This window comes from Prosthecobacter gellanilyticus, from assembly GCF_007992435.1.
GTDB lineage: Bacteria > Verrucomicrobiota > Verrucomicrobiia > Verrucomicrobiales > Verrucomicrobiaceae > Prosthecobacter > Prosthecobacter gellanilyticus.
In genome coordinates, this window is record NZ_BKAG01000048.1 from 16,260 (window position 1) to 39,632 (window position 23,373).

At 62.0% G+C, this 23,373-nt stretch carries 6 protein-coding genes; 3 read left to right on the forward strand and 3 right to left on the reverse strand.

Features of this window, described 5'->3' with window-relative positions; genetic code table 11:
• Window positions 1-57 precede the first annotated feature (57 nt).
• A complete protein-coding gene (locus BGE01nite_RS23235) occupies window positions 58-2,409 on the forward strand; it encodes a secretin N-terminal domain-containing protein (RefSeq protein WP_146854225.1) in 2,352 nt (783 codons plus the stop codon).
• 140 nt (window positions 2,410-2,549) lie between these two features.
• On the opposite strand, the gene BGE01nite_RS23240 is transcribed toward BGE01nite_RS23235, so the two are convergent.
• Window positions 2,550-4,646 (reverse strand): alpha/beta hydrolase family protein, encoded by a 2,097-nt coding sequence (locus tag BGE01nite_RS23240; RefSeq protein ID WP_146854226.1) that lies wholly within the window; start codon window positions 4,644-4,646, stop codon window positions 2,550-2,552.
• Window positions 4,647-4,893: 247 nt separating this feature from the next.
• Between BGE01nite_RS23240 and BGE01nite_RS23245 the strand changes: the two genes are divergently transcribed.
• Window positions 4,894-5,634 carry an RNA polymerase sigma factor gene (locus BGE01nite_RS23245; protein ID WP_146854228.1) on the forward strand — a complete coding sequence of 247 codons (741 nt, stop codon included), beginning with the start codon at window positions 4,894-4,896 and terminating at the stop codon, window positions 5,632-5,634.
• A 225-nt stretch (window positions 5,635-5,859) separates the two neighbouring features.
• Window positions 5,860-8,019 (forward strand): serine/threonine-protein kinase, encoded by a 2,160-nt coding sequence (locus tag BGE01nite_RS23250; RefSeq protein ID WP_218033079.1) that lies wholly within the window; start codon window positions 5,860-5,862, stop codon window positions 8,017-8,019.
• Here the strand turns inward: BGE01nite_RS23250 and BGE01nite_RS23255 are convergent.
• Window positions 8,006-8,551 carry a helix-turn-helix domain-containing protein gene (locus tag BGE01nite_RS23255; RefSeq protein ID WP_146854232.1) on the reverse strand — a complete coding sequence of 182 codons (546 nt, stop codon included), beginning with the start codon at window positions 8,549-8,551 and terminating at the stop codon, window positions 8,006-8,008. The two genes, BGE01nite_RS23250 and BGE01nite_RS23255, sit on opposite strands and share 14 nt — an antisense overlap.
• Window positions 8,552-8,562: 11 nt before the next feature.
• On the reverse strand, window positions 8,563-23,097 hold the full coding sequence (locus tag BGE01nite_RS23260; RefSeq protein ID WP_146854234.1) for an autotransporter-associated beta strand repeat-containing protein: 14,535 nt from the start codon (window positions 23,095-23,097) through the stop codon (window positions 8,563-8,565).
• Between the last annotated feature and the right edge of the window lie 276 nt (window positions 23,098-23,373).

Here is a 23,373-nt window from a genome sequence, read left to right on the forward strand (position 1 = left end):
ATATTTCAATTGCCCTTACTCCTATGAAAATTATAATCTGTGGTTAATCTGACCCTTATGAACCGCTTTTTCGCCCTCCGCCCTTCCAGCCGGGCCATTCCTGCGCTTGCCCTCACGGCACTGCTCTCCGGAGCTGGGACGTGCCTGCAGGCGCAGCTCTCCCCCACCGTGCCTGGATCTGCGGCTGAGGGACAGCCCAGTCAGGCCCCCATGACTGATGGGTCCACCATCAAGCTGAACTTTCAGAGCGTGCCCATCCAGGCCATCATCCCGCTCTACACCCAGCTCACCGGGAAAAAAATCATCCAGGACTCCGCTCTGACGGGCGAGCCGCTGCGCATTGTCGCTCCCGAGCCGCTGCCGATCCGCGAAGCCGTGGAATTCATCGAGGCTACCGCCGTGCTGAACGGCTATGTCTTCATCAACGTGGATTCGAAGACGGCGAAGCTCATCCACCACAGCGGTGGCAAGAGCCCCACACCGGAAGGACTGAAAGTCTACCGCTCCCTGCGTGAACTGCCCCTGGGTGAGGAGATCTGTCACTTCGTGCTGCCGCTGGAGCACATCTCAGCGGATGAAGCCTCCAAGGCCTTTCAGCAGGTGATAAAGCTGCACACCTATGGAGCCATCATGCCGATGGCGAACTCGGCCGCGCTGATCATCACGGAAAACAGCGCCACGATCCGGAGCATCGCCGAGATGGCGTTGCTGATCGATGTACCGCCGGCGGAGATCGCCAATGAAATGATCCAGCTTCAGCGCAGTGATGCGGAAAGCATCTCCGAGATCATCAATGAGATCTTTGAGGAGCGTGAGGAAGCCTCGAAGAATGCCACCGCTGGTGCACCGGCCGCTCCCACCGCACCGGTGGCCACGCCAAATGGGGTGCGTGTGCCGAACGCCGCGGCTGCCGCTGTGGGCAGCTCCGCGAACACGAATCCCGCCATCGCCAAGGTGAAGGTGATCCCGCACCGCCGAACCAATAGTTTGCTCGTGATCGGCCGCCCTGTGGACATCACCTACATCCGCGGCCTCGTGGACAAGCTGGACCAGCCGACGGACAGCGTGACCTTCCTGAAGAGAAAGCTCAGCTACATGGACGTGGGAGATTTCCTGCCCGTGGCCTACAATGCCCTGGCCAAGGACACGGACATTCAGAATGACGCAGGCGGCTCCGGCATCGGTGGAGGATCCAGCAGCAGCAGCCGTCGTCGCCCCAGCGGCTCCTCCAATTCCCCTTCCACAGATGCCCGGAACCGCGATTCTAGCAGCGGATTTGGCAGCAATGACTTTGGCAGCAACAACGGCGGCTTCGGCGGTGGTGGCTTCGGCTTCAACACCGGCTCCCAAGGCCAGGGCAACAACCGTGCGAACCAAAGTCTGCTGGATGATCCAGAGTCCGTCTCCGCGCCGGAGTCCGTGGTGGTGGGCAAGACCCTGCTCATTGCCGATCCGCAGTCGAACAGCCTCGTCGTGAATGGCTCTCCGGAGCACATCCAGATCATCGACCAGCTCATCCGCGAGATGGATGTCTGCCCGCAGCAGGTCTACATCAGCACCATCATCGGCCAGCTCAGCCTGGGCGGTGAGTTTAACTATGGATTCGACTTCCTGAACGCGCTGGATGACTTCACGCTGCGCCAGAAAGGCGTGACCACTCCTTCAGGCAGCACCAGTATCGCCGGAGCCCTGGACCTGCCCTTCAATGGTGAAAACCTCAGCACGGCTGCCCTGGGTTTCTACGGCCAGCTCGGCGCGCTGAGCCGCTATGTGAAGGTGCTGGAAGGCAACAAGAACTTCAAGGTGCTCTCCAGCCCCAGCCTGCACATCATGAACAATGGCAAGGCCACCATCTCCAGTGGTCAGCGCATCGCCGTGCCGGTGAACATCCTCTCCAACGCAGGCCTGAACAACGTGGCTGCCACCAGCGCCAGCATCGACTACCGTGACGTCGTGCTGAAGCTCGAGGTCGTGCCCCTGATCAACTCCGACAAGGAGGTCACGCTGCGCATCGCCCAGATCAATGACAACATCGTGGGTGAGCAGACCATCTCCGGAAACACCGTGCCCACCATCGGCACGCAGGAGCTGATGACCACCGTCACCGTGCGCAATGGAGCCACCGTGGTGCTCGGCGGTCTGGTGACCGAGCGCACTGGCACCAACGAGCGAGGGGCCATCTTCCTGCGCCGCGTGCCCGTGCTGAAACATTTGTTCGGCACCACGCAGAAGACCAACCAGCGGGATGAGCTGCTCATCTTCATCCAGCCGAACATCGTGACCCGCGATCCCATCAACAGCCCGAATGCCATCGAGTCCCGCCGCGCCCACATCATGGAGGAGACCATGCGCTTCGGCATGCCTCTCGAGGAAGTGCCAAAAGCCACTCCCTATGAGGAGACGAAGTGAGAAAGCATCCTCGGTGAACTCCGGATTTTTAAACCACTCATGGACACTGATTGACACTCATGACCAATCCTCAGAAGGATTGGAGCATAAGTGTGCATGAGTGCCTATCAGTGGTTAACAAATGGTTTGAAGAACGTGGATCACGACATCCCATCACCCGCGCCCCAAGGCTCGAGCTGTAACAACTTCTTCGCCTCCAGCGCTCGATAGCAGTCCGGCAGGTCAAAGTGCTCCAGCACACCAAAAGGCATGACGGCGTAAGGCCACTGGTAGTCTTCGTGAATGGCGATCTCATGAAAGGATGAGAGCGCGTTCTTCAGCGTGACCTGGGTTACTCCGGAACTCAGAAGAGCCGCAAAGGCCGCGGGCAGAGCTCCCCACCCCTTCCCTGCCAGATGGATCTCCTCATGCCCCGCGTCCTTGAGAACCTGGATCACACGCAGCAGATCATAGGCGCGCTGACCTAACAAAGGTTGATCCATCATCAAACCATAAGCCGCGTAGAAATAGTGGCTGCCGTAAGGGCGCAGGAACTGGTTCGCGCCGCAGGTATCCGGCTGGGACTCGCCGATGCCCCGCACATCACAGGCAAAGAAGGCCGCGTCAGGATGAGCAGTGACCAGCTCTTTCACCCAGGGATCTTCACGCAGTTCCGCATCGGCCGAGCGGTGCGAGACATACAGCACAGCCTTCTTCTGGCCGCGCGGCAGGCGGGAGGTCAGCGCCTCCTCGCTCAAACGTGTGACGAGCGCATGGATGCCGGGCGCGGTCTCGATGCCATAGGTGCAGTAACCTTTGGACGGATAAGGACGTGACCCAACGCTGCGCAGGATGCGGTAGTCAGGCGCGGTGGAGGGCAGCTCGGGCAGATGCAGCACCTCACGCACGGCTTTGATGAGGCTTTCGCCTTTCAACTCGCCACGCTTGGCCGCCAGTGCCTCCGCCTTCGCGCGGGTCATGGCCATCAATGACGTCGATCCCATGCGTGCGACCTGCCCTTCCGGCGTGCACTGCAGGTCCGCGTCCTTCTCCAGGGTCAGCACAGGCTCCGCCTCATGACCGCCGAGGCCGGTGACCTTGCCAAAGAAGCGATACATGGCCTCGCGGTTGGACTGCGAGTAGCCGTGCGGATCCGGACCCGTGTGAAGCTGGATGTTCTCCGGCTTGCCTAACAAGGTATAAAGAGTCTTCAGGCGCTCATAAGTCTCGGCGGAGCCGCGCGCATCAAAGAAGTCTTTCTCCTGCGCCATGATGATCACTGGCTTCGGCGCCATGGCGGCGATGAAGTCACAGTGATCCAGGTCCTGCGCCAGCACGCTGGGCGGGCATTGCTCGCAGTCCTGCGGCAGCTCGTTCTCCGCATCACGCCGGAAGGTCGTGACGAAGCAGGAAGGCGCCCCCATGGTGAAGCGCGGCTCCAGGCCGCAAAGCCAGGTGGTCTGCGTGCCGCCGCCGGAGTTGCCCGTCACTCCAAGATGCTTGGGATCAATCTCCGGACGTGTGAGGAGGTAGTCGAGAGCACGCATGGCATCCCAGGCGAACCAGGAGCCCAGTACCTCGCCCACCAGCACCTGATGATTACCCATTTGGTTATGCTCAGAGGTGCCTCCACCGAGACGCGAGCCGAGCTTTTCATTCAGGTATTGGAAGCGCTCCCCCTGCCCCACCGGATCGATGAGGAAGCAGGCCATGCCTTGACGGGCCAGACCTTGCGCGAAGCTCTGATACGCCTCCGCAGCCTTGCCATTCAGCGAGTGACCACAAACACCAATCACACCGGGAACCTGCGTTTTCTTCGTGGTAGGCAGATACAGGTTTCCCGTCACATGAAAACCCGGGCGGCTTTCGAAGATGATGTTCTCGATGCGGTAGCCCTCGCGCTCCTGGGTCTTCGTCACCTTCGCATTCAGCGGTGTCTTCTCCGGCATGGGGCCGAAACACTCGCGGATGCGCTGCTGCACGGACTTCACATAGGCCTCGGCATCTGCCTTCGTTTTCAGCTTGGCACGTTGCTCATTGCCACGAGTCTCGGCGGCGCGCACTTCAGTGACGAGCCAGTCCTGCATCATGCGTGGAAAGCGGTTCAGTGGTTCCAGCACGGGCGCAGCCTTCTTCACAGCAGCGTCAGCCGCGGAAGCAGCGCCGGGCATGAGCGGAGCCAGCGCCCCACCCAGCGCCGCGAGGCTGACGGTCTGCATGAAATCACGACGAGGAACGGAAGAGGAAGGCTGGTCCATGGTTGATGAAGATACCTGGCGCTGCGCATGCATCTTTCCCTGCACCTGCGTATTCAGGTGCTCAGAAAGCAGCCTGATGTCACTCGGATCAGACGCTAATGCTGAGGCTTGCGCAATTCAGTGACAGTAGCCTGACCTTTCTAGGCTGGGCTCAACGTCAGAGAGGCACGGGCTGGAAAGCCCGTGCTACGACGAAGCGCGCATTTTCTTCGCCACATCGGGAAGCGTTTGCTTATGATGAGGTGGAATGTCTCCCGACTCCTCATCTCCATCCACACGCCAGGGTGCCTTTCACACTACACGCTGGTCGGTGGTGCTGGCCGCGCAGGGACGTTCATCGCGGGATGAGTTTGCGTCTCTCGAGGCGCTGTGCGGTCAATATTGGCCGCCGCTGTATGCCTATGTGCGGCATCGCGGCCACAGCGCGCATGATGCACAGGACCTCACGCAGGCCTTCTTTGCGCGGCTGCTGGAGAAAGAGTGGCTCACCGCCGCGGACCAGGAGCGCGGTCGCTTCCGCACCTTCCTGCTGGTGGCGCTAAAGCACTTCCTCTCCAACGAGCGCGACCGCGCGCAGGCCCAGAAACGCGGTGGTGGCACGGAGGTGATCAGCCTGGATGCGGACGAGGCTGAGGGCCTCTATGCCGGTCGTGATCTGGCCACGCTGCCTGCGGAATCTCTTTTCGAAAGGCGCTGGGCGCTGACCCTGCTGGAGACCGTGATGCAGCGCCTGCGCGCCGAGTATGAGGCCATGGGCAAACTCGCCGAGCATGACCTGCTGAAGCCTTCTCTCACCGCGGAGCGCGGTGAGATTCCTTATGATGAATGGGCAGCCACGCTGGGCATGGAGCCCGCCTCCGTGCGCAGTTCCGTGCATCGTCTGCGCAAGCGCTTCCGTGAGATGTTCCGCGAGGAGATCGCCAGCACCGTGGCAAATCCGGCGGATGTGGACGACGAGATGCGCGCAGTGATCGCGGCACTGAGCTGAGCGAGGGCTGGATGATGGATTCCAAATCTCCAGGACTCCCTCCACCCCATTGGAATGGGGTGGTACGGCCGGGCCGGTCGTTGAACCCCATTCCAATGGGGTTTCGTCCACGATCCAGGGGTGAGTTTGAACTCACCCACAGCATGGATATCAGGCTTGATCGAAGGGTCTGAACAAATTTTGCCTTTCTCGCCACATGTTCCGCCGCTTTCTTATTTCATGGGTATGAGCCCCGAAACTCCTTCTCATTGCCCGCGCTGTGGTTCCGCCTTGGAAAGCAATCGCGTGGGTGGCCTCTGCCCGCGCTGCCTGGGCGCGCTGAACTTTGCCACGGAAACCATGATGCCCGGCGAGGCCGCAAAAGCACCCGCGCCTCCACTTTCGCCGGAAGAGCTCGCGCCGCACTTTCCGCAGCTCGAGATCCTGGAGTGCCTCGGCCGTGGTGGCATGGGCGTCGTCTACAAAGCGCGGCAGAAATCACTCAATCGTCTGGTGGCTTTGAAGCTTCTCGCTCCTGAGCGTGCAGATGATCCACGCTTCGCAGCCCGCTTTGAAAAAGAGGCGCAGGCACTGGCCTCGCTGAATCACCCAAACATCGTCAGTGTGCATGACTTCGGTCAGGCAGGAGGCTTTTACTATCTGCTCATGGAGTTCGTGGATGGCGTGAACCTGCGCCAGCTCCTGCAAGGCAAGCGCCTGACGCCGAAAGAAGCCCTCAGCATCGTCCCTCCCGTGTGCGAGGCGCTGCAGTGCGCGCATGATCACGGCATCGTGCACCGGGACATCAAGCCGGAGAACCTGCTGATCGACAAGGCAGGCACCGTCAAAATCGCGGACTTCGGCATCGCCAAGATCGTCGCACTGGATCCTGCGAGCTCACCAGTCGCACCCGAGCCTAACCAAGAGTCTCGCAGCACACCTTTTGGCACACCCGACTATGCGGCACCCGAGCAGGCGGAGGGCGCGGCGGATCATCGCGCGGACATCTACAGCCTCGGCGTGGTCCTCTATGAGATGCTGACCGGCGAGCGGCCGCGCGCAGACCTCGTGCCGCCCTCGAAGCGCGTGCAGGTGGACGTCCGCATTGACGAGATCGTGCTGCGCGCCCTGGAAAGAGCGCCCGAGCTGCGCTTTGCCACCGCGGCGGAGTTTCGCACGCAGATTGAAAATGCCGTGACAGGTGAGCAGTCTCCCTTGGTCACGGACTACACCCGCTACAGCACCGATCCCGGAAACTGGTTCTTTTACTTCTTTTACTTCTGCCGTCAGGATCCGCGCATCATCGTGCCAAAGCGCATCCCCGGACTGGGCTGGACGATCAACATGGCGCGGCCTCTGGCCATTCCCTTCACCGCCGGGCTGATCGGCGTCGTGTGGGTGGTGGTGGAGATGGTGATGGACAGGAGCCCGTCACGCAATGTGCAGAATTTCAGCTTTCTGGGAGTGCTGATCACGCTTGTCCTGGTCTGCCACCGCCTTTCTGATCCTACTCCGCGCCAGCATCGGGCGGGCTGGCTGGACCTGCCTGGCGCTGCTCATCCGTTTTACCGGCATGTCTTCCTGTCGCTGTGTTTGTTCGTCATCACCTGCGGCGCGCATCTGACCTACCTTGTCTCCACGCACAGTGATCTGCCGGAGCGTGTGGCCATCCATTTCGGGGCAAACGGCCAGGCCAATGGCTGGAGCACACGCACGGAGCACTGCCTGTGGCTGGGAGCAGCGCCCATCCTCGTCGTGGCCTTCCTCGGCCTGGTGCTCTGGCTGGCCTCTGCCTTCCCACAGACCTTGAACCTGCCTAACCGGGATTACTGGATGGCTCCTGAACGCAAGCGTGACACGCTGTTCATCCTCGCTGGAAAAAATCTCGTGCTTGCCGCCATCATGACCGGCTTCATGAGCTGTGTTCACTGGCTCATCCTGACCTCAAACGCGGTCACTCCGCCCAAGCTCGAAGCTGGCGGGCTGCTGCTGCCCGTGATCGGCCTCCTCAGTTTGATGATGATCTGGGTCGTGAGCCTGGCCTACCATTTCTCTAACAAAGAGGATGGCAGTGCGCCCAGGCCTCAGGGCGCGTCACCAGGAAGCCTGACGCCAGCGCCTCGAAACCCATGGCCGAAGCGTCTCTTCTTCCTGGTCCTGATCCTGGTGGTGGTGCCCCAGATTTTCATCATGATCCCCTTCATCAACTCTCAAACTGCGGCCAGGGCGGAGCGCCGGCGCGCCGAACAAGAATTAAAGGCCATGGAGGAGCGGCGGACCAAAGAATTCCGCGAGGAGTTTCAGAGACTCAAGGACAGGCTCAATGTTGAAATCCAACTGCAGCACCTAAAATCACAGACCGGACCGGTGATGACTCCACTTCCACCACCGGTCAAGCAGCCGTGACGAGCGCCTCGGAGGAGTTCAGCTTGCGGGAGTGCATGACACCTCCGGCGAAGAGGCCTTTGCCAGCCAGAAAGCGCCAGACGGTGAGATAGCAGACTTCGATGCCGAGCTCGTCACGCACCCATCGCCAGGCCTGCTGGGCAGTCGTCCAGCGATACTCGGCCATGGCAGACAGCAAGGATTCACGGGCCTCATGGGTGAGGCGGTGAGGCACGCGGACGGGTTTTTCAGCAGGACGCAGGAGCGCATCCATGCCGCCGGATTTCCAGGCGCGGATCCAGGTGCGCACGGAGTCCCGTGAGCGGCCGGTGGCCCAGGCGATGTCCTGGTAACTGTATTTGCCTTCCAGATAGAGAGCCAGAACCTTCAGGCGGTCCTGGGCGGCGAAATTCTGCGAGAGATTGCTGAGCTCGGCCGGACGCTCTTTCCGAGGACGGCCGCGACGGCGCTCCTGGCGAACCAAAAGCGTGTCAGAGGAATGCGCATGCGGATGCTGAAGCTTTGTTTCCTGACGGGGGGATTCAAGAACCATAAGTGGGGGGATTAATGTGACGCGACAGATGAGCGACGGCGGCGGCCGAAGATCGCAAGCAGTCCCAGTAGCATGAACAGTGCCCGGGAAGGCTCCGGAATCACCGTAGTGACGGCGATGATGCCATGCGAGCTGAAGGCCGAGAGGTCCCAGATGAGATTTCCAGAGAGCATGGGGAGATCCAGATCTCCATACACACCGCCTGCGGTGCCCGTGCCAGGAATGGAGAAGCTGCCACCCATGGCGCCCACCCAGTCGATCAGGTTGAACATGTCACCCGCGGCCGGAGCATTCCAGCCATTGCTCTGCACCAGGATGCTGCCGCTGCCAAAGCCTGCGCCAGCGCGGCTGCCGATGGTGAACGCGCCAGTCGAGACATTGATGTAGTCCAGATCACCGTAGGTGCCGGGCGCTATGTTCAGCAGCGCGGCGGAGCCTGGGTTCGCGGTGATGTAGTCGTTCAGCACATTGCCGCTCGCCAGCCAGGCACTGATCGTGCCGTTGCTGCTGTTCAGCGTCGGGTTGGTGATGGACATCTGCACCTGCGAGGCATTGGCAATGACCAGGCCCGCAGAGTTCGAGAAGGTCATGGACTGGTTGCTCGTGGCGCTGTTGATGATGCCAGGAGCAAGGATGCCAGGGTTGGAAGCCGTGCCGACCGTCACCGCACCGGCGATGACCGTGGTGGCCGAACCACCCGCCAGGACCGGCGCCGTGGCCAGCGTGGTGGCAGCACCCGTGACGGTGACTGCGCCTGTGCCGAGAATGCTGCCGCTCGTGCCATTGCCGACCTGCAGACGTCCAGCGGTCACGGCTGTCGTGCCGCGGTAGGTGTTCGCAGCGCTCATGGTGACCACGCCATCACCCACCTTGCTGATGGAGAGCACATCACCCGTGCCCACCGTCTGGTCGACCTCGCTGATGACATTGGAGAAGACCACACCGGAACTGCCGGTGATGTTCGAGCTCAAGTTCACCGTGCGTGTCTCAGACACACCGGCCTGCAGGTTCTGCAGACGAACCGCGCCGGAGAAGGTGCTGGTGCCGGTGGTGACAGCAGCGCTCGCTCCGATGGTGACGGTGCCCGCGCTGGTGGCGTTGACATCCATGTTGTTAGCCACGGCGAGGCCCGGGGCGCTCTGCAGCAGGGAGATGCCAGGATTCACCGCGTCTTCGCGGAAGCGCACGGGGTTCAGGCCCGGCTCGTTGCGCACCACCACATTCTCCTCATACATGAAGAAGGTCTTGCCACCGGAGCTGCCATTCGTCACGGCCACCTGCGCGCCGTAGCGAAGAGCATCACTCGTCTGTGTGTCGCTGGAGCGGGCGATGTTCATCGTGCTGCCATTGACACTGACGATGACGTAGATGCCATTGCGCTCAGGATTGCCTTCCTCACCCGCCACGAGGATGCGCTTGCCGACATCACCGGAGGTGTAGGTGCTGCCATCGAGCGTGGAGCTGATGCCGGTGAACTCACCGAAGCCCACACCTGCGGCACCATTGCCATTCGGATTGAAGCTGCCGCTGCCGAGGATGCTGGTCAGCGCCGCGCGATCCACCGCCGCGCCGAGCGTGGAGGTGGTGTCACCCAGCTCGATGCTTCCCGTGCCCGCAGCGAGGTTGTTGCCAAGCTGGAGAGTGCCGGAGCGGATGACGGTGCCGCCATCGATGGCCGTGCCAGACACACCACCGCCGGTGCCGTAGGTGTTCGCGGTGTTAAGGCTCAGCGTGCCGCCATCCAGGACCGTGATGCGGCCTGAGCCGGTGATCGCGCCATCCAAGCTTAACTGACGACCCGCGCTGGCACCGAGGAAGGTCTTGCGCGCCAGATTGACGGAGCCGTTGATGGAGGAGTCCGCGGCACCGGAGGCCGTGATAAACACGCTGCCGGTGCTGTTGGCATTCGTCACCGAGATATTGTTCGTCAGGCCTGTGATGCCCTGCAGATCCAGCACGGCCAGGTCATCAATGCCGGAGACACCGATCACACCGAGCGTGAAAGCGCCTGAGCCAGGTCTGGCACCATTCGCCAGCACGAGCTGGCCGTTCGCCACTTCTGTGGCCCAGGCCTGGGCGCTGTTGTCAGCGGTGGAGAGAGTCTGCACCAGGCCGCTGCCATTCAGACGGAGGGCCGAACCCGCGCCACCCGTGACGGCACCTGCATACACACCATCCTGCGTGCGATCCGCGCCGAGTGTGAGAATGCTCGTGCCGAGAGCGACGGTGGCATTCGCCGGAACCGGGCCGGTGCTGGCCAGCGAGCCGATGGCCTGGTTGCTGCCATTCAGAGCCAGGGTGCCGGAGGTCACGTCACCCGTCAGCACATGGCGGGACCGGGCGGCAAGGCGGTTCACACCATTCGCCTGCAGAGTCCCTGCCATAATGTTGGTTACGCCGATGTAGTCGTTCGTCGCATTGTTGAGCTGGAGGATGCCGCTGCCGGTCTTCGAGAGGCCGCCGGAGCCGGTGATGATGGAGTTCACCTGCGTGGTGGTGCCTGCGGAGACCTGGAAGGTGCCGCCCGCCGGATCCAGCGTGATGCCGCGTGTCTGGGCGATGGTCATGCTGACGGTGGTCTGCAGCGTGCCGCCGGCGAAGCGCAGAGAATCCGCACGCGTGGTGAGATGCACACGGCCCAGGCTGGTGTCCGCCGCCACGGAGAGCGTGCCTTCCTGCAGCACGGTGCCGCCCTGGTATTCATTGATGCCGGTCAGTTGCAGTGTGCCCGCGCCACGCTTGGTGAGAGTCACCGCACCCTGGATGGAACCACCGTAGACGGTGTTGACAGCCTGGTTGACCGTCAGCGTGTTGATGCCAAAGCCGCTGTTGTTGATGGTGCCGCCAGGACCGGCGAGCGAGCCGATCTGCTGGTTGTAACCATTGAGATCGAGAATGGCGGAGTAGCCATCTCCACGAGTGGTGACCGCCACCGTGGGAAGCAGCGCATTGTCACGACCGATCTGGATGACACCGCCCTGGATGTCCAGACCCGTGAAGGTGTTCGCACCCGCGAGCTTGATCACATCCTGCCCCACCTTCGTGAGTGAGAAATTGCCGGTGATGCTGCCATCGATCACCAGGTAGGAACCACGCAGACCCACATCATTCGGATTCAGGTTCGTGCTCGTGTTCAGCTTGCCCATGTCATACATGAAATGGTTGGCGCCACTGGAGATGCCGGCAGGGTAGATCTGGCCAAGGAAGGAATTGGCCGTGAGGTTCACCGTCACACCGCTGCGGATGGTCTGGATGACCGCCACCTGATCATAGTCGAGCGGCAGATAACCCATGATGGAACCACCGGCGAGGTTGATGGTGCGCGTGCCCGCGACATCCGTGAAGAGCTGGAGATGCACGCCATTCGGCAGGCTGTAGCTGCCCGTGCCACGAGCATCACTGACCGCCCAGCGCTCGATCGAGCCGGGCTCCTGCACCAGGTTGGCCGTGGGCTGGAAGTTTGGCACTGCCACTTCGATGGAGCCTGTGGAGCGCACCACGGCCGTGACCGTGCTGGCACCGAAGGCACCATTGTGCGTCACACGCGCGCTGCCATCGCCAATGCTGAAGGTGCGGCTGCCGGTGAAGCTGCTGCTGTTGTCACCCAGGGTGAACATGCCGTCACCGGAGAGGCGCACATCATAGAGGCCCTGGTTGTTCAGGCCGCCGGCGCCATTGCCAGCACCGAGCTGGATGCCGCTGGTGGAACCCGGGCCGAAGCTCACCGCATCAGAGCTGAGCAGGTAGTTGTCATACAGCGTGACGGCGCCTGTGCGCGTGGTGTGGCGGGAGCCGTCCACCTGGAAGAAGACAATGCCCTCATGGCCGCTGCCGGAGGTCTTCAGGTCCACGGCAGGGAGCTGGCTCAGGCGGTCGCTCGCGCCCACGCTGCGGATGATGCCGAGGCTGTTGACCGTGATCTTGCCACCGGTCCAGGTGAAGAGGTCCGGAGTGCCGCTGTTGAAGTTATAACGCACTTCCGTGAGGTTCAATGTGCTGTCACGGTCCGTCATGCGCGCACCGTTGAGGATGACCTCGCCCGCGCCTTGAGCACCGGGGGTGAGGAACTGGATGCCGCCGTTGTTGATGATCCAGTCACCGCTGAAGTGCGCCTGGTCGCTGCGGACGTTCATGAAGCCCGTGCCAAACTTCGTCACATCACTGGCGAAGATCTTGCCATTGAACTGCATGGTGTTCGCGGAGGCATAGATGAGCGCCTCGCCATCACCGGCCAGGGAACCGAAGTAGACATCGGGATTGATGTTCGGAGCGATGGCCGAGGAAGCCTGGATCAGACCGCCGCTCTGGATGGTGATCCGGTTGAAGGCATTGTCAGCGCTGCTGTTGATGTCGCGGTCGAGACGCAGGGCATGGAGGTTGAGGTTGGCGCCCAGCGTGGCCGTGGCCGTCGTCAGGTTCAGGATCTCCGTGCCATCGTTCAAGGGCATCGTCAGCGTGTTGCCGGTGTGCGTGATGTAGTTCACCGGCGCGCCGCCCTGGGTGATGTCCTGGAAGCCCAGCGTGGCGTTATACTTCATGAAGTTGTTGTCCACGCGGCTGACGATCCACGGCGCCACCATGCCGTTGTTCATGAGGTCGGCGCCGTTGGACGCCAGGAAGAGGGCACTGCCCACATTGCTGGCCACGGTGCCGAGGATGCCGGCCGTGTTGGTATTGACCACCATGCCGGTGACCATCATCGTGCCATTGCCACTGCGGGTGATGGCGCCCGTGTTCAGCTCCACCCAGAAACCTGTGTCACGGCGGATGACCACTTCAGAGCCTCCCTGAATGGTCAGGGCGCCGATGACTTCGCGGTTGGCGATGTGGTCCGTGTTGTCACCGAACAACTCAAGCACGGAGCTGTTCAGCGTGATGCCCACCGTGTCAGTCCAGCGCCCTCCGCCTCCCAGCGTGCCCGCGGCACGGGTGCCTGTGGTACCGCTGCCGGTGAAAGGCGTGTTGTTGTCAAAACGGAGGCGTGAACCTGGATGGAAGACCCAGGTGTTGGCATTGACCCCAGTGCCGCCCACAGCCGTGCCGGAGGCGCCCTCGATGCGTCCCTCACCCACCAGATCCACCTGGCCGGTGCCCAGCGGTGTGCGGAAAGTGGTGCCCGTGCCGATGGCGCCGCCCTGCAGCGAGAGGATGGCAGCGCGGTAACCACCATCAAGGTTGCGTGAGCGGGCCACCAGAGTGCCGCCGCCATAGGTGTTCGCGGAGTTCGCACCGAAGGTCACGGTGCCGTATCCCATCACCGTGTCCTGAGCGCCGATGAGCATCTTGTTAGACGCGCCGGCAAACTGCGCGCCCACCGTGGCCGGATTGACCGTCAGCGTGGTGCTGCCACCACCGAGGCGGAATTCCGCGCCGCCCGTGCCCCAGGGAGCCACGCTGTTGGCCGTGAGGTTGCCGTTGCCGTCCTGCGAGCCGAGATACCACGTGTTGTAGACACCTCCGTCACGGGTGGCCATGGCCGGGTCCACCGTCAGGCTCTGGTTGTTGTCGATGGCGAGCACCCCCGCACCGGTGCCGCGAATGACGCCTGCGGCAGCCGCGGTGATGCTGTTGAAGTTGGCGATCGTGCGTGTGCCAATCACCGGCATGGCGCCGCCGCTGGTAAAGATATTGGTTAGGCCGGTGGTGCCCAGCTGCGCTGTGCTGGCAATGGAGAGGCCCGTGCCCGCAAAGATCTGCACCGGGCCGGTGCCGAGGGTGGCATTGGTCTGGCGCACGGTGGTGACGCCGGTGAAGTTGTTGAAGCCGCCGGTCCAGGTGTTCGCTGCATTGTTGTCAAAGTGCAGATACCAGATGCCTGCCTTGTTGAAGATGCCATTGCCACGCACAATATCACGCAGGAAGAGGTCCGAGCTGTCCGTGCGGAAGGTCGGGCTGTCATTGATCTCCAGGATGTTCTCCAGGACCAGGTCATCACCAAACGAAGGTGACTGGAAAACGAGATAGGGACTGTTGGAGGTGCGGAAGACGTTTCCGGAATTGTTGGTGCCGATGGTGCGCGCGGCTGCGGATCCACCATCACGATCCACCAGGAAGAGGATCTGGCCGTTGACATTGATGTCCTGCCCCGCCGCCGTGAAGACGCTGGAGGTGCCGTTGAAGGCCATGCGCACGGTGCCGAAGTTCAGTTCCACATCACCCGTGCCGGCCACATCATAGTTCGCCGCCGAGTTGGACGTGAGACGCCACTCCCCGCGGTTCAGCACGAAGCCGCCAGTGAAGCCGCTGTTGTCAGCATCCCAGCGCAGGACACCATCCCCCGTCTTCACGATGGGCGCCGCACCGGTGATGCTGCCCATGAGACGCCAGGTGTTCGCATTCACGTTCATGCCCACAGGGCTGGTGCCGCCGATGGTGGTGGTGCCCAGCACATCCGTGTTCGAGTTGCTGTTGTTCATGCGCAGCAGCGTGCCGGCCGGGCCGGTGGTGCCCAGAATGTTCAGGTTCTGGAACTGCACGGCCGTGGTGGTTCCAGACCCCGTGTAGCGCTCCGCCTGGATGATGGCCTGGCCCACGTTTTCCGCCACGGTGATGGTTAGGCCGGTGAAGGTGGTGGTGGCGCTGTTATGGCGCAGGCGCAGATCCGCAATCTGGTTGCCGTTGAAATTGTTGGCGTAGTTGCTGTGCAGGATGATCTCACTGGCCGTGCCCTGGGTGCCGGCGCCGTCCAGGTAAAGCCTGCCGCCATTCAGCTGGATGGTGCCGGTGATGGCGTTGGCCGTGTTCACAAACTGGAAGCCGCCAGGGCCGTCCAGCGTCAGATTTGCCGCGGTGACCACGCCGCCAAAGCGTGAGTTCGGGCCGGAGTGACCGCCATAAACAATGCCCTCCACCGGCGTGGAACCATTGCCGAAATAGACGTTCGTCGTGTTGAAGTCCACACGGTTGCCGTCGTCACTGCCGAGGATGAGACCACCGCTGTGGATGTTGATCTGGCCGCCATTGAAGATCATGTCATTGGTGCTGCTCTCCTCGTCCACACGCAGGGCATACATATTCTTGGTGCCGGTGAGCGTGGTGTCACCAAAGCCGCCGGAGAACTGCACCACATCCGTGGCGGTCACGCTGCTCAGGAAGGCGTCACCCGTGCCGGCCGTGACCGTTCCAAGGACAAAAGGCGCGTTGGTGAAGCCGGTGACTGAGTTGTAGCTCAGGAAGGTGCGCCGCGTGGCGTTGATCATCCAGGGGGCCACGATGCCGTTGGTCAGCACGGGATCACCACCGGTCAGGATGAGCTTCATCGACTGAATGTTGATGGAGCCGAGCTCGTTGGCGTTTTCACGGATCGTCAGCGTGCTCTGACCGTTGCGGGTGATGCTCGGTGTGTAGAGCAGGATCTGGCCGCCTGTGCCGTTGCGCTCCAGGGTGATGCCTGCGCCGCCCTTCACGGTGATGGCGCCCACCGTCTCCATGTTCACACGGGCGTTATGGTTGATGAGGTTGACGCCTGCACCATCAAGCACCAGCGGCGTGGTGTCCCCCAGCTTGTTCTCCGTGATCGCAAGGCCGAGGTTCGAGTCATTGAGACGGGAGTTAAAGATGCTGTCGGCCACATCCATGCTGTAATCCAGGCGCAGGTTGCCGCCGGGGCGCAGGTTGAGCGTGCTCGTTTGAGTTCCCGCATCATTCGTTAGGCGGCCCGCGCCACGCAGCGTGAGACGGCCATACACATCAAAGGTCGGGGAGGCCGTGTCACCGGTGAGCTCCAGCAGGCCGCCGATGCTGCCACCGTCTGCCACACGGTAAATGGTGGTGCTGCCTGTGTAGTTCTGATCCCCGTAGAAACGGATGTTGGCACCCGAGCCCGCTGGAGTGGCGCCATTGTAGATGGGATCCTTCCCGACCAGCACGGAGGCCGTGCCGGTGACCACACCTGAGTTGGTGATGCTGAGGATGCCTGCTGAGGTGGAATTGAAGCGGTAAATATTGTCCAGACCGGCGCCGAGCGTGGTGGGCGTGTAGTAGGTGTTGCTCAGCGCGGCGATTCCCCAGTTGCCATTGCCCACGCGCGCCATGTTGATCGGCGTGGTCCAGGCACCTTCGGAAAGTCCCAGGGCGATGGAGCCGTCCGTCAGGGAGCGCAGTCCATAGTCGGTGATCGGTGCGTCCATCTGCAGGTCCACACGGGTGGTGGAACCACGCTCGGAGCCGTAGATGCGCACTTCCTGCCCCTGCGCGGTGAGCACGTTGGACGGCGCGTTGAGGCGGATCACCGAACCTTGGTTCACAATGATGTCCCCGGTGCCGGCGTTAGCCGTGGAGAGGGAAACAAAGGTCGTCCCTGGGGAGCGGACGTCATCCAGCCCGCGGGTGCCAAAGAGCAGCGTGCCGCCGGTCACCACCAGGCCGCCGCGCCAGGTGGCGCTGTTGTCACCCCCGATGGCGAGATCAGAGCCGCCGATCTTGTTCAGCGTATAGCCATTGCCACCGTCGGTGATGGTGCCGGCAAAGACGCCTGCGGCATCCATCTGCACACGCGCGTGGTTGGTCAGGGTGATCGTGCCGTCAAACCGTGGGATAAAGGTGTTTCCACCCGTCATGAGGAACCGCTGCACATCGAGAGTGAGGTTGTTGAAGGTCAGCAGCTTGTTGCTGCCGCCGCCGGTCGCACGGTCGGTGTCCAGGGCGGAGTCGCCACCCTGGTGGATGATGCTATTGCCGATGTTGATGCGCTGCGCGTTGCTGGAGCTGTCACCGATGGCGCGCACCTCCCACTCACCACCGCGGAGATACACCGTGGCCGTGCCGGGGATGGCAGAAATATTGCTGGTAGGCGTGGCCCATGAGTTGTCATTCGCCCAGGTCGTCAAAAAGCCACGGTCGATGCGCACGGCTTCGATCGAGTTGGGTTTGTTGCCATTGATGTTGTCCAGCGTGAGCCGCCCGGTTCCCACCTTGACCAGCATAGAGCCCGCACCGCCCAGGATCTGGCCGTTGAAGGTCTGGCTGCCGTCGTCACGCCCCACGGTCAGTGTGGCTGTGCCGAGGTTCAAGGTGCCCGCAGAGAACTGGAAGGAGTTGCTCGGATTCACCGCTGAGATGTTGCCAAACTCCTGGTTGTTGTTGTTGAGCAGGATCTCCGTGCCGGGTGACATGATCACCAAAGAGCCCGTGGTGCCGTTGAGGTTGGAGAACAGCGGCAGCGCATTGGGAACCGTGAAGCTGAGGGTTCCGCGATTCAGCTCGATGTTGCCCTGGAACTGCTGCACGGAGCCGATCTCCAGTGTGCCCGGACCAAACTTGGTGAAGACGGTGCTCAGCGTGTTGGTCGCATTGTTGCGTGTGTTCACCACCGGCACGTTGAGGCTGGAAACCGCCGCATTGTCCACATACACATTCATCTGCGTGTTGCCGATGTTGATCCGTGATCCCGCCGCGCCGTTGATGTCAGCGCCCGCATTCAGGATCATGCCGCCGCCGTTGGCAGGGGTGGCGTTGTCACCGAGATTCAAGGTGAAGGTGCCGAGATTGACGTTCGCATCCGTGCGGAAGGCGAAGACGGAACGGTCCGCTGTGAGGGTGCCGCCAGTCACTCCTGCATCGAAGACCTGGGTCGGGCCGGAGGCACCGTTGAGATCGCCCGTGCCGCCATAAGCACCTGCGAGGCTGACGATGTTATTGCTGCTGGTGGTCACATAGTGCGCAGCGTTGCTGGCACCCGAGGCAGCGTGCACGGCCCAGGGGCCGACGATGCCATTCGCCAGGACCGGCGCATTCGTGAAGTTGAAGATCTCGTTCGTGTTCAGCGAGCCTGTGGTCGGAACAAACGTGATGCTGCCCGCGCCGGTGCGGACGAGAGAGTCAAACCTGAACGTCGTGACACCGCCTGCGGTGGCATCAATCCCCAGACGCGCGCCGCCGCCGGTGGTCAGCACACCCGCCGTGGTGGTGGTGGCACCGCCAATACCGGCGAGCCTCAGCTCCCCGTCCGCCATGGAGATGGCACCTGTGCCAAAGGGGCTGCCCACCGCTCGTGCGGTGCCGACCAATGTGCCTTGCGAGACGGTGGTGGTGCCACTGTAGGTGTTGGCATTGGTGAGGAACACCGTGCCGCTTCCCTGCTTGTCGATGCCGAAGCCCGCGCCGCCGCTGATCACACCGCTGAACGTGGTGTCTCCTCCGGCGATGGCGGTGAGAGCCACGCCGCGGGTGGAGAGGTTGATGCCGCCGCTGAAGATCTTCGCCCCGGCATCCAGACCGCCAATGGTCTGCACACTGCCCGTGGCCGTGTTGATGATGTTGCGCCCGAAGTTCGTCGTGCCAGACAGCAGCAACTGCGAGAAGGAGGCGCTGCGCATGTTGACGTCCGTGGTGGCCGTGCCGAGAGCGCTGCCGTTGCCAAGCACCAGGTAACCATTGCTGATCACGGTGTCGAAGGCTGTCGTGCTGGCACCATTGAGCCAGAGCGTGCCCTGCTCAAATTTCTCCAGGATGTTGGCCGCGGCGTTGGAGACGATGGCCCCGTTGACCGTGGTCAGGGCACCGCGAGTGCGCAGGACGATGCTGCGGTTGAGATTGATGTTGCCGGTGATGGTGGTGCTGTAGCCGTTGGCACCGTCAAAATAGATCGCGCTGCTGGTGCCGCCGCTGGTGGCATACACGCCCGCATGACCGATGGTGAGGCTGGGGATCTGCACCACCTGGTTTTCAGAACCGGGGCCGGTAGGCCCCACCGCGATGACACGTGTGCTGCCGTCATTGCCGCCGCTGGTCGTCAGAGCATTGTTAAACAGGAACGGACCGCTGCCGTTGATGCGATACTCGACGTCAGTGCGACGGTCGCTGTTTGAGGTCAGCTGAATGCTGCCTGTGCCTGCGGCGCTTGTGTTGGAGAGCACCACGCGGCCCTGGGTGACGATCAAACCACCGTCAAAAGTGTTCGCGCCATTGAGCACCAGCACGCCGCCATTGTTCTTGCGCAGCGTCTGCGCACCCGTGGCCTGGTCGCCGATGATGCCGTTCACGGTGAGCAAGCCCGCACCCGCCTGGAAGCTGTTGTCAACGCCAACGGTGAGATCGATCGTGTTGGCCGAGTTGTTGAACACGATGTTGTTGACGGCAAGGTCCGTGAAGTTGGTGCCGACGGACAGCACCTGCAGCGTGCGGTTGGCATCAAAGGTCAGATTCCCCAGAGTGACGGTGTTGAAGCCGCCGCCATCCAGAGTGCTGGTGCGGACCGTGCTGGTGCCGCCGCCGATGTTGAGATTGCGACCGCCATACTGGGTGTTGATTTCACCACCAAAGGCATTGCTCTGCGTGTCCAGGCGGAGCTCGCCTGCCCGCAGGTTGATGTCAAAGCTGCCTGAGCCGAGGGAAGCGTTCTCACCCGCCCACAAGAGGCCACCCTGGCCAATGGTGACCTGACCGGAGAAGGCCTGGGCCTTCGGGATGTAGACCGTGCCGTCGGTGTAATTGCGGTCCGTCGCATCAGGCGCGCCGACGATGAGCGGTGTCGGCACTCCCAGCGCCGTGTCAGAGAGCACGTTGGCATTGGCGATGGTGAGGACACCACCATTGCTGGTATGACCACCCAGGCGGTAGGCAGGAGCTGCCGTCAACGTTCCTGTCTGGGTTCCTGTGCCGCCGGAGGGAGACAGCGTGGTGCCTGTGAAAGTGCCGTTGCCATTGTCCGCGCCGAACCATGCTTCCACGTTCGGAGCCACGGTGCGGATCTCGCCGAGGACATCTTTGCGGAAGTCGTTGTTGCCGCTGATCGTGACCGCCACACGGCGGGCCTGACCGGACTGGTTGTTCGCGATCAAAATGTTGTTAGGCCCGCTGCCCAGAGGTCCGCTGGTGGAGTTAAAGCTGCTGAAGGTGATCTGCTCACCCGTGCCGTAACCTGCGCCGAAGGAGACCGCGGCTGGAGTGTCATTGTTGACGTTCTGAAGAATGATCATCTGGCGGCTGCCGATGTTCACGGGTGACTCGATGCGGAGGTAACCATCTGCCGCGATCTGGATGTCATTGCCGCTCACGTTGGCACCTGCCCTGCCAGTGCCGCGCAGCCAGAGCTGCCCCTGGTTCACGATGGTGCCGTTTTCATACGTCTTGGGTGTGTCAAACACCAGCGTGCCGCCACCGCGCTTCACCAGGGAGCCGTTTTGCATGTCACCGGCCATGATCACCAGCGCGCCGCGCTCCGTGCCTGAGCCGCTGCCGTCCACGCGCACATATCGCTGCTCGCCCGCGAAATCGAGGGTGTTCATGAAGGTGATGGCATGGGTGGAGGCCCCGCCCACGTTCAGACCGAAGATGCCAGGATTGAAGGTGGGACTGCCCCAGGTGATCGTGCCGCCGGCACCGCCGAGATTCACCGTGACTGGCGCACCATAGGCGTTGATGCCAGAGCTGCCACCGCCCACACCACCACCACCCAGGAACTGCACCTGGCCAGGGCCGGTGCCGAGCGCGCGGGAAAAATCATCGTCTGTCTCATAAGCCGCAGGCGAGTTGGGAGAACCGCCGAAATTCAAATTGCCGGAGCCAAGCGCCGTCGCCAGTGAACCGATGACTCCACGAAACACACCTTCATTGATGTAGGTCGTGCCTGTGTAGCTGTTGCTGGCGAGCATGGAGGTGATACCGCCGCCCGTTTTCACATAGTCAATCGGGCCGGTGATGTCCGCCGAGATGTTGTGGGAGACGATGGCGATGTCGTAAAGCGTCCCGCCGCTGCTGGTGACGCTGGTGGCGGCGATGGTGTTCGTGCCGCTGCTGCTCATCATGCCCCCGGATGTGATGTCCAGCGTGTCTCCAGGAGCACCGATGGCCACACCACCGGCGATGTTCAGGGAGTTGATCGTCTTCGCGCCAAAGCCCGTCTGCGCCGTAGTCGGGCGCACGTTGTCCGTCGGTGTCGCGCTGGAGATGGAGGTGGGCAGGCCTGTGAGAGCCGTGTAGCCATTGCCACCGCTGAAGTCATACTTCACAAACTCGCCGCCAGTGCCTGCGGTGGCGGAGTAGGTGTAGGCCCAGCCACCGACAAACGGCACATCCGCGCCGATGGCAGAGTTCAGAATACGGTGCTTCGTGCCTGCGCCCAAGGCAGTGCCGATGAGGCTGTCCACGAACAGTTCAAGAGTGGTGCCCGGATTGGGCACCGAGAGGCTGGCAAGAGTCATGAGCACGCTGCCCGCGTCCGCCGAGCGGAAGCCGATGCGGTTGTGACCACCGGTGATGGTGGTGGCACCCAGCCCCTGGATCACCGCATAGTCATAGAAACTTGTGGAAGTGCCGCTGAAGGAAGCATTGTCGATGTAGATCTGGCTGCTGGCCATGGAGATCGGCGCCGTGGTGGAGAAGCGGCTGTTGGCCGTGCTGTTCGTGTTATCATCATTGGTGGCGCTGCCGGCGGTGTTGCCAAAGCCGATGCGCAGCCAGGAGTTTCTCATGCTCAGCGCGGAGACATCCGCATAGGGCGCGTTCGCCAGCACATCGGTTCCGTAGTCGGCGCGGATCTCACCCAGCGTGGAAGTGATCGTGCCAGAGTAACTCTGGCCGGACGCGATGCTGCGAAGGCGCAAGCCGCCGATGCCATAGTGGTTGATGGTCGATGCTCCGGAAGCCGCGCCAGAAATGTCAACAAAGCCGACCCCGCCGGCCGTCAGCTCCTGGTTGATATTCATGGCCGCTGACAGCGTCAGAGTTCCGGCCTGGTCGTTCTGAATGCGCGTGGCACTGCCCAGTGTGATCACCCCCGAGATGGTAGGACCATTGGCCCCCATGAAACTCCGCAGAGCGCCGTTGTTGCGGAATCCATTGCCGTTCAGGGTGATGGGTTCGCTCGGGGCGCCAATGCCGCCGGAGCCCAGGGCATCCGGACCGGTGGCCAGCGTGGCCCCGGCATTCACCACGGTAGCGCCAGCGACTGTGCCGAGCACGGTGCCGTCATTGACCAGGGGCACGAGGAGCGTCATGCCGCCGTTCAGCGTGTTCGCCCCGGTGTAGGTGTTCGCCCCGCGCAGGATGAGTGTTCCATCACCATTTTTCGTTAGGCCTGTCCCCGTACCGCTCAGCACACCGGTGAGCACGAGAGCACCATCGTTCACATTAAAGTCGGTGTTGTTCGTGAGCGTGATGTTGGAGCTGATGATGTCAAAGGCCTGGCCGGTCTTGTTGACCGCCGCCGTGCCGCCATTGTTCATGATCAATGAACCGCCCGTGCCTGGAGCGAGGGTGTAGGCAAACTGTCCCGCCGCATCACCCAGGTTCAAGGTGCCGAGCGTGACAGCACCGTTGAGATTGATGGTTTGATTTCCGGTTAGGCTGAGGAGGTTCAGGTTCGCCACGTCTCCCGCGAGCGAGGGAATGGCGGGCGGTGTGATGTAGTCCGTGTTCGACGTCCAGTTGTAAAGATGCTGCCAGGAATACACGCCCGGTGTGCCGGACTGCGAGACACCCCAGTCAACAGTCGCCGCAGGCAGAGGCACCTGGCTCGAGACCATCAGAAGAAGCGCGAGGGCTGAGGCAGGCAGTTTCGCAGTGGCTCGGAACCATGGCAGGACGGAGCTTTGACGGAAAATCATGGTCAGGGACGGAATGACAGAGGGCTGGTTAGGCCGACCTGCCTAGACATCTGACGATCAAAGATCTGGGAGTGATGCCAAGGCAGGACGGAAGAGCCGCCACTGTGTCATTTACCCCCTCTCGCCAGCCACAAGCGCGCCCTTTGCCCCTTTATAAACCTGGGGTTTAGCGTTCATAAAGGTTTTGCTTATTTTCTGCAAAACCGCACCTGATGCGTGACTCAGGTGATAAGCTCATCTGGAGCCGCATGCCCCTGGTGATGAAGCATGATACGG

Coding starts and splice junctions, on each gene's coding strand:
- BGE01nite_RS23235 (WP_146854225.1), top strand. CDS start 58: ATGAACCGCTTTTTCGCCCTCCGCCCTTCCAGCCGGGCCATTCCTGCG.
- BGE01nite_RS23240 (WP_146854226.1), bottom strand. CDS start 4,646: ATGGACCAGCCTTCCTCTTCCGTTCCTCGTCGTGATTTCATGCAGACC.
- BGE01nite_RS23245 (WP_146854228.1), top strand. CDS start 4,894: ATGTCTCCCGACTCCTCATCTCCATCCACACGCCAGGGTGCCTTTCAC.
- BGE01nite_RS23250 (WP_218033079.1), top strand. CDS start 5,860: ATGAGCCCCGAAACTCCTTCTCATTGCCCGCGCTGTGGTTCCGCCTTG.
- BGE01nite_RS23255 (WP_146854232.1), bottom strand. CDS start 8,551: ATGGTTCTTGAATCCCCCCGTCAGGAAACAAAGCTTCAGCATCCGCAT.
- BGE01nite_RS23260 (WP_146854234.1), bottom strand. CDS start 23,097: ATGATTTTCCGTCAAAGCTCCGTCCTGCCATGGTTCCGAGCCACTGCG.